The following is a 1,017-nucleotide window of genomic DNA, read 5'->3' on the forward strand; positions in this document are numbered from 1 at the left end:
TCCTCGTCACCGAGCACGTCCTGCTGCCACAGCGCGTAGTCGGCGTAGCTCAGCGGCAGCGGCTGCCAGGACGGCTCCACGCCGTCGCGGCGGGCCCGGAAGGCGGCGCCGAGGTCGTTCATCAGCAGCGGCATCGACCAGCCGTCGGCGACGATGTGGTGCAGGACCAGCAGCAGCACGTGCTCCCGCGGGCTCACCTCGAACAGCCAGACCCGCAGCGGCACCTCCGCGGCCAGGTCGAAGGCGTAGCGGGCGGCCAGGGCCACGTCGTCGTCGATCCGCTCGGCCGACGAGGGTTGCGGGGTGAGGCCGGGCCGGGCCACCTCGGCGTCCACGATCACCTGGTGCGGGCCGGTCTCGTCCTCGGCGAAGACGGTGCGCAGCGACTCGTGCCGGGCCACCAGGTCGCCGAGCGCCGCCTCGAGGGCGGCGACGTCCAGGTCGCCGGTGAGCCGCAGGGCGAGCGGCATGTTGTAGATGGCGTTGGCGCCCTCGAAACGGTTGAGGAACCAGAGGCGGCGCTGGCCGAAGGAGAGCGGGATCCGGTCCGGGCGGGGCAGCACCCGCGCCGGGGCCGGGCGGGAGGCGGCGTTGTCGACGGCCGGTGCGAGCCGGGCGACGGTCGGCGCCTCGAAGACCGTACGGACCGAGACCTCGGCGCCGAAGGCGCTGCGGATCCGGCTCGCCAATCTGGTGGCCAGCAGGGAGTGGCCGCCGAGGGCGAAGAAGTCGTCGTCGATGCTGACCCGGTCCAGCCCGAGCACCTCGGCGAACAGGTCGCACAGCAGCTGCTCGCGCGGCCCGCGCGGGGCCCGGCCAGCCGACTGCTCCTGATAGTCCGGGGCGGGGAGCGCCCGCTTGTCCACCTTGGTGCTGGCCGACAGCGGGAACTCCGCCAGGGTCACCACCGCGGACGGGACCATGTAGCCGGGCAGCGCCTCGGCCGTGTACGCCCGCAGCGCCGCCGGGTCCATCGTGGCGCCGGGCTCCGGGATCACGTAGGCGACCAGGCGCTCG

General features: G+C 74.2%; 1 protein-coding gene. It reads right to left on the minus strand.

The window, feature by feature from the left end; genetic code table 11:
• Window positions 1-1,017 (minus strand): condensation domain-containing protein (locus Aut01nite_RS43065; protein WP_239124647.1); only part of this gene is annotated, 1,017 nt, incomplete at both ends.

The sequence above is a fragment of the Actinoplanes utahensis genome, assembly GCF_016862455.1.
Taxonomy (GTDB): domain Bacteria; phylum Actinomycetota; class Actinomycetes; order Mycobacteriales; family Micromonosporaceae; genus Actinoplanes; species Actinoplanes utahensis.